This window comes from Marinomonas sp. MED121 (genome assembly GCF_000153025.1).
In the GTDB taxonomy this organism is placed as follows: Bacteria; Pseudomonadota; Gammaproteobacteria; order Pseudomonadales; family Marinomonadaceae; genus Marinomonas.
Genome location: NZ_CH672429.1, coordinates 1722337 through 1729121, shown reverse-complemented (window position 1 = coordinate 1729121; position 6785 = coordinate 1722337). Strand labels below are relative to the sequence as shown.

At 43.2% G+C, this 6785-nt stretch carries 5 protein-coding genes; 4 read left to right on the top strand and 1 reads right to left on the bottom strand.

Annotated elements, in window-relative coordinates:
- The 4 genes from gltB to purU all read left to right on the top strand — a co-directional run.
- A partial coding sequence (gene gltB / locus MED121_RS07815) for a glutamate synthase large subunit (RefSeq protein ID WP_009833113.1) occupies nucleotides 1-2008 on the top strand: 2008 nt, incomplete at its 5' end.
- Nucleotides 2009-2123: 115 nt separating this feature from the next.
- Entirely contained in the window at nucleotides 2124-3545 is a 1422-nt protein-coding gene (locus MED121_RS07810) for an FAD-dependent oxidoreductase (RefSeq protein ID WP_036178965.1), read from the top strand.
- A 141-nt stretch (nucleotides 3546-3686) separates the two neighbouring features.
- A complete protein-coding gene (locus MED121_RS07805) occupies nucleotides 3687-3887 on the top strand; it encodes an oxidoreductase-like domain-containing protein (RefSeq protein WP_009833111.1) in 201 nt (66 codons plus the stop codon).
- A gap of 166 nt (nucleotides 3888-4053) precedes the next feature.
- A complete protein-coding gene (purU, locus tag MED121_RS07800; RefSeq protein ID WP_009833110.1) occupies nucleotides 4054-4926 on the top strand; it encodes a formyltetrahydrofolate deformylase in 873 nt (290 codons plus the stop codon).
- A 111-nt stretch (nucleotides 4927-5037) separates the two neighbouring features.
- Here the strand turns inward: purU and MED121_RS07795 are convergent, their stop codons facing one another.
- On the bottom strand, nucleotides 5038-6633 hold the full coding sequence (locus MED121_RS07795) for a cation:proton antiporter family protein (RefSeq protein WP_009833109.1): 1596 nt from the start codon (nucleotides 6631-6633) through the stop codon (nucleotides 5038-5040).
- Nucleotides 6634-6785: the final 152 nt, after the last annotated feature.

The window sequence follows — 6785 nt, the reverse complement described above, 5'->3', positions numbered from 1 at the left end:
TTTCGAGAAATACGCGGATTTAGTTAATAATCGTCCCGCTTCTATGTTGCGTGATTTATTTGCTATCTCTGAAGATGCTAAGCCCATTGAATTAGATACGGTCGAATCTTCTGCTGCCATTTTGCAGCGTTTTGACTCTGCCGGTATGTCTTTAGGTGCCTTATCTCCAGAAGCCCACGAAGCGCTGGCACAAGCAATGAATGAACTAGGCTGTCGTTCTAACTCCGGTGAAGGGGGTGAAGATGCCTCTCGTCATGGCACTGAACGCCGCTCTAAGATTAAACAGATCGCCTCAGGCCGATTTGGTGTGACGCCAGAATACTTGGTGAATGCTGAAGTGCTGCAAATCAAAGTGGCACAGGGTGCTAAGCCGGGCGAAGGTGGTCAGTTACCTGGTGGTAAAGTGAATGGTCTGATTGCGCGTTTGCGTTATGCAGTACCTGGTGTGACCTTGATTTCACCGCCACCACATCACGATATTTACTCTATCGAAGATTTAGCTCAGCTAATCTTTGACTTGAAGCAAGTCAATCCTGAAGCCCTCGTTTCTGTGAAACTGGTATCTGAGCCGGGTGTGGGTACGATTGCTGCTGGTGTTGCCAAAGCTTATGCGGATTTAATTACTATCTCTGGTTATGACGGTGGTACTGCGGCATCGCCTTTGACTTCTATTCGTCATGCGGGCTCTCCATGGGAGCTAGGTTTAGCTGAAGCTCAACAGGCACTGCGTGCAAACGATCTACGTGGCAAGATTCGCCTACAAACAGACGGCGGCCTAAAAACAGGTTTAGATGTTGTTAAAGCGGCTATTCTAGGTGCTGAAAGCTTTGGTTTCGGTACCACGCCTATGGTTGCTATGGGTTGTAAGTTCTTACGTATCTGTCATCTCAACAACTGTGCGACAGGGGTTGCAACTCAAGATCAGCATCTACGTGATGACTACTTCTTGGGTACTGTTGATATGATCAAAAACTTCTTCCTATTTATGGCAGAAGATACTCGTCTATGGTTGGCTAAGTTAGGTGTTGCCTCACTTCAAGACTTGATTGGTCGTACGGATTTGTTAACCATTCTAGAGGGTGAAAATGACAAGCAAGCAGGCTTGGATCTAACACCGATTCTAAATAATGATGCGATCCCAGCAGATAAACCTCAATACTGTGAGATTCCATTAAACCCACCACATGATAAGGGTGAACATGCACTTAAAATGTGGGATGCGGTTAAAGGTGTTATCGAAGAGAAAGAAGGTGGTGAGTTCGAATTTAACGTAACTAACTGCGACCGTTCAATTGGTGGACGCCTATCGGGTGAAATTGCCAAACGTTACGGTAACCAAGGCATGAATGATGCGCCGCTTACGCTTAAGTTGACTGGTACAGCGGGTCAGAGTTTTGGTGTTTGGAATGCGGGCGGTCTTAACATGTACCTAGAAGGTGATGCGAACGACTATGTGGGTAAAGGTATGACAGGTGGTAAGCTTGTTGTGCGTCCACCGCGTGCGTCTAGCTTTAATTCACAAGACAGTGCCATTATAGGTAACACCTGCTTGTATGGTGCCACAGGCGGTAAACTATTTGCAGCAGGTACAGCAGGCGAACGTTTTGCGGTTCGTAACTCAGGTGCTCATGCGGTAGTTGAAGGTGCAGGTGATCACTGTTGTGAATATATGACAGGGGGTTCTGTCACCATTTTGGGAAATACTGGCCATAACTTTGGTGCCGGTATGACAGGTGGTTTCGCTTATGTATTAGACCTGAACCGTACCTTTGTTGATAAGTACAACCATGAATTGGTAGAGATCCACCGTATTGGTACTGAGTTAACTGAAGAATACCGTTCTCATTTACGTACAGTGATTGAAGAATATGTTGCAGAAACAGGAAGTGAGTGGGGTCATGAGATCCTAGATAACTTCTATGATTACATAGGTAAATTTTGGTTGGTTAAACCAAAAGCAGCGAGCCTAGATGCGTTACTAGATAATACTCGTGAGCGTCCAGAGTAATTGCTGATTTAGTTTTGGAGCCTAGTTGCTAGGCTCCTTGTTTATCCAATCTATATATTTTTAGTGTTACTTCTGACTCAAATAGGAGTGAGAAGGACCATAGGAGATGCCGCTTATGACTGGGCGTTTAAACAACGTATTTCAATTCGTTGAAGTGGATCGCGAAGATCCAAGTAAGAAACCTTTAATTACACGTAAAGGTCAATTTGTTGAGATCTACAAGCCGTTTGAAGAACCTGCGGCAAAAGAACAGTCTCACCGTTGTCTTGAGTGTGGTAACCCTTATTGTGAATGGAAATGTCCTGTTCATAACTATATCCCTAATTGGCTAAAGCTGGTTAGTGAGGGCAATATTCTTGAAGCAGCTGAATTGAGTCATCAGACTAACTCTTTACCAGAAGTGTGTGGACGAGTATGTCCTCAAGACCGTCTTTGCGAAGGCGCTTGTACCTTAGGTGAAGGGGGTTTTGGTGCGGTAACTATTGGCTCGGTGGAAAAGTACATCACAGATACGGCCTTTGCCTTAGGCTGGCGTCCCGACATGTCGAAAGTTGTGCCTGTTGATAAAACAGTAGCGATTGTCGGTGCAGGGCCTGCAGGCCTTGCCTGTGCTGACATTTTAGTACGTAACGGTGTTAAGCCTGTTGTTTTTGATAAGAACCCAGAAATTGGTGGTTTGTTAACCTTTGGTATTCCAGAGTTTAAGCTTGAAAAAACGGTGATGACGCGTCGACGTGAAGTCTTCGAAGAAATGGGCGTAGAGTTCGTTTTAGGTACGTCTGTTGGAGATGATGTTCCGTTTGAGCATGTACTTGAAGAATATGATGCCGTATTCCTAGGTATGGGGACTTATAAGTACATGAAAGGTGGCTTCCCAGGTGAAGATCTGCCAGGTGTGCATGATGCTTTAGACTTCCTTGTATCGAATGTGAATAAGAACCTAGGTTTTCAAGAAAACGAAGAAGACTTTGTTAACTTGAAAGGCAAAAAAGTGATTGTACTGGGTGGTGGTGATACTGCCATGGACTGTAACCGTACCTCGATTCGTCAAGGTGCTAAGTCGGTGCACTGTGCTTATCGTCGTGATGAAGAAAATATGCCTGGTTCACGTAAAGAAGTACAAAATGCGAAAGAAGAAGGGGTAAACTTCTTGTTCAATCGCCAACCTGTTGAAATTGTTGGTGATGGTAAGGTAGAAGGCATTAAGGTTGTGCAAACCCAAATGGGTGAGCCTGATGAAAATGGTCGTCGTTCTGCTGAAATCGTCGAAGGTAGCGAAGAAATCTTACCTGCTGATGCGGTATTGGTTGCCTTTGGCTTCCAACCAAGTCCAGCGCCTTGGTTTGAAAAATTTGGTATAGATACGGATGCTCGTGGTCGTGTTATTGCACCTAAGTGCAATAAGTTTATGTACCAGACAACAAATGAGAAAATCTTTGCTGGTGGTGACATGGTACGTGGCTCTGATTTGGTGGTAACTGCTATTGATGAAGGTCGTAAAGCGGCAGAAGGTATCATGGACTTCTTAGACGTTTAAACGGTTATTTCTCTGTTTTGTTTAGCCTGGCTAAACGCCCGAATAGTATGGCTTACAGGGAAAATAAAAAATCAAAAAAAAGCCGCTTTCTTAGTCAAATAAGGGGCGGTTTTTTTGTTTTTCATATGAGGCTGCATTACTATGAGTAACCAAGAAATGGCGAATTCAAGAGAGGAAGTCATGGCAGAAGAACCCACTAGACCAGAAGAATGGGAATGTTGCGAATCCTCTTGCACACCGTGTGTGTGGGATACCTATTATGAAGATATGCGTGAGTGGAAAGCGGCTCAAAAGGCGGCCAAAGCAAAAGCCATATCAGATAGCGACAAAACAGAAAAATAAAGACAGCACGAGTTTGCTCTAAGCAGCCTTAAACGACCTATGTTTATCTGATTTCCCTGCCTAGTTGTCCAAAATAGACAATTCGTCCTCGCTTATTTGCCAATCTATTCTTGCCTCAATATATTGGGGCTTTCGATGAACAGCATTAGTTAAAGGTTATCCCTATATGGCAATTCAAAACTCTGATTCTAACGAATTTGTATTGAAAGCATCTTGTACTGCTAAAAGCGGTATAGTCGCCGCAGTGACCTCTTATATCGCCTCACAAGGTTGTTATATTTCAGAGCTTAATCAGTATGTAGATGAAGATAGTGAACAGTTCTTTATGCGAGCTGTATGTCGTATTGAGACAGGCGAAAAAACAGTAGATGAAATTCGTGACGGATTTTCGGCTGTAGCAGATCCTTTTGATATCAAATGGGAATTACATGCTAAGGCGACGCTGATGCGGGTTTTATTGATGGTCAGTAAATTTGATCATTGTCTGGATAATTTACTCTATCGCCACCGTAAAGGTGAGTTACCGATGGAGATTACAGCCATAGTGTCGAACCATAAGGACTTACGTCCTATGGCAGAGCGTGAAGGGATTCGATTTGTTCATTTACCTGTAACCAAAGAAAATAAGCGTGAGCAAGAATTAGCCCTGATGGACATAGTGAATGAAACAGAAACCGACCTGGTTGTTTTAGCACGTTATATGCAAATCTTGTCTGATAGCTTGTGTAAAGAGTTAAATGGTCGAGCGATTAATATTCATCACTCCTTCCTACCTGGCTTTAAAGGTGCGAAACCTTACCATCAGGCTTTTGATCGCGGTGTGAAGCTGATTGGAGCAACGGCTCATTATGTTACGCCAGACCTAGATGAAGGGCCTATTATTGCCCAGTCTGTACAGCCAGTGGATCATACTTATAACCCTGAGATGCTGGTTTCAGTCGGCCGTGATACAGAAACGGTTGCACTTGCTCGTGCATTACAATTGCATATTGAGCATAGGGTTTTCCTTGATGGTAACAAAACAGTGGTATTTAAATAATCTAGCGATTATTTATGTGCTTGTCTGTGACGTTTAAAAAGCCCCGAGTAAGTGACTTACTCGGGGCTTTTTAATTATGGTCTTTTCTTAAAGTTATTTAACTTTGACCGTTTATTGTGGACTGGCATCTAAGCTAGGGTTATTCTTAGCTAGCAATTGCATACTCTCTTCTGCAAAGCCGTTACCCGCCTCTGTATAGAAGTTAAAGACATTATCAATACCAGAAGCCATCAGCGGCTCTCTTTCATCCTGATAGCGTGCTATGGCCGCTACCTTGCCTTTGAAGCCAGCTTTGCGCAATTGAATCGTGATATTGCTACAGTCTTCTATGGAAGGTAGCGCAAGTAAAACGAGTTTATAGTGAGAGACGTCAAACTTCTCCCATAAATCTGCATCTTCACCGTCTCCAAAAAAGACATTATGACCTTCGGCTTTAAGCCTATCTATGCGCAATCTATCTGCGTCCATGCCAACCGCACTATTAGGCATAATACGGTTTAATGAATGAAAACTACCACAACCAACACGACCTAGTCCCACCACTAGCACATCTGCTTGCGCGGGCTGAATAAAAGTATCGACCGCCAAAGGTTCTGCTTTTTCAAAGCTGCGAATAATACGTTGGTAAGTATGGTAAATATCATGAGCTCGGCGATACAGTAGACTGGTTACAACAAATGAGATTGAGACCGCTAAAGCTAAGATCACAAGAAACTCTTTATCTAGCCAACCTGAATCGACACTTAATTGGGCAACAATTAAGCCAAATTCACTGTAATTACTTAAGGCTAATGCAGTCAAGAATGCGGTACGGCCTCTGAGTCTTAATAAAATAAAGAGTCCGAAGAAGAGTGCAAACTTGAGAATTAGTGCAAAAGAGACAAGGAAGGCTGACACCAACATGTCTAAGGTTGGCAGTGCAGTAAAGCCAATTGACAGGAAAAAGGCGATTAAGAATAGATCCTTAAAGCCCATTAGGGATTTTGTCAGCTCACTGGCTTTTGGATGAGAGCTTAATAATATGCCAAAAATAAGTGCGCCTAGGTCGCCTTTCACATTGAATAAATAAAACAGCTCATAGCCAGCGAGGGCTAAAAAAATACCCGCAAGAGGCAGCATTTCTCCGTGACCTGCTTTATTCAGTACGATACCAAATAAAGGCCTCGCGAAGATCAGACCAAATAGGGCAAGCGCGCCAATGCTTGGAATCGTGCCTGTAGCGACAACTAAGAAGATAACGGCAACTATGTCCTGCATCACGAGAATAGCCAGTGATATCTGACCATGGCGGGTTTTAAGCTCGCCACTTTCTTCTAACAGCTTAATGATACAAACCGTACTACTAAAGCTGAGTGCGAAGCCCACAAGGGCTGAAGTTTGCCAATCTAAAGAGGTGAAATAAGGCAAACTTAAAGCGAACCCAAAAAGGCACATGGCAATAAAAAGCACTGACCAGAGCAGCATGTTTGATAAGGTGCCTGCCCAAATTTCACGTTTCAGTAGGTCTTTAACATGTAACTTCAGACCAATGGTGAATAGCATCAAGGTGATGCCTAAATCTGCAATCGTATTGAGGGAGTCGCTGGGTTGGATACCATAGGCATTAAGGGCAAAGCCGGCAATTAGAAAGCCAATAAGAGGAGGTAAATTAATCAGTTTGACTAATAAGCCACAAACGAAGGCAAATAATATCCAAATAAATTCCATATAATTCCAAGATAAGTAAAAGGTTGAAAAATCAATGATAAAGCAAAGCTGTGTTAAGGCGAATAGGGATTTAGTAATGCTTTTGTGAGTTTCGAGACTTTTGTCAAAGAAGATAAATCAGGCTTATAAAAAGCCTGATTTATTGCGCTAAA

Excerpts from the sequence above, each read along its gene's own strand:
- MED121_RS07810 (WP_036178965.1), top strand. The coding sequence starts at position 2,124 with ATGACTGGGCGTTTAAACAACGTATTTCAATTCGTTGAAGTGGATCGC.
- MED121_RS07805 (WP_009833111.1), top strand. The coding sequence starts at position 3,687 with ATGAGTAACCAAGAAATGGCGAATTCAAGAGAGGAAGTCATGGCAGAA.
- purU (WP_009833110.1), top strand. The coding sequence starts at position 4,054 with ATGGCAATTCAAAACTCTGATTCTAACGAATTTGTATTGAAAGCATCT.
- MED121_RS07795 (WP_009833109.1), bottom strand. The coding sequence starts at position 6,633 with ATGGAATTTATTTGGATATTATTTGCCTTCGTTTGTGGCTTATTAGTC.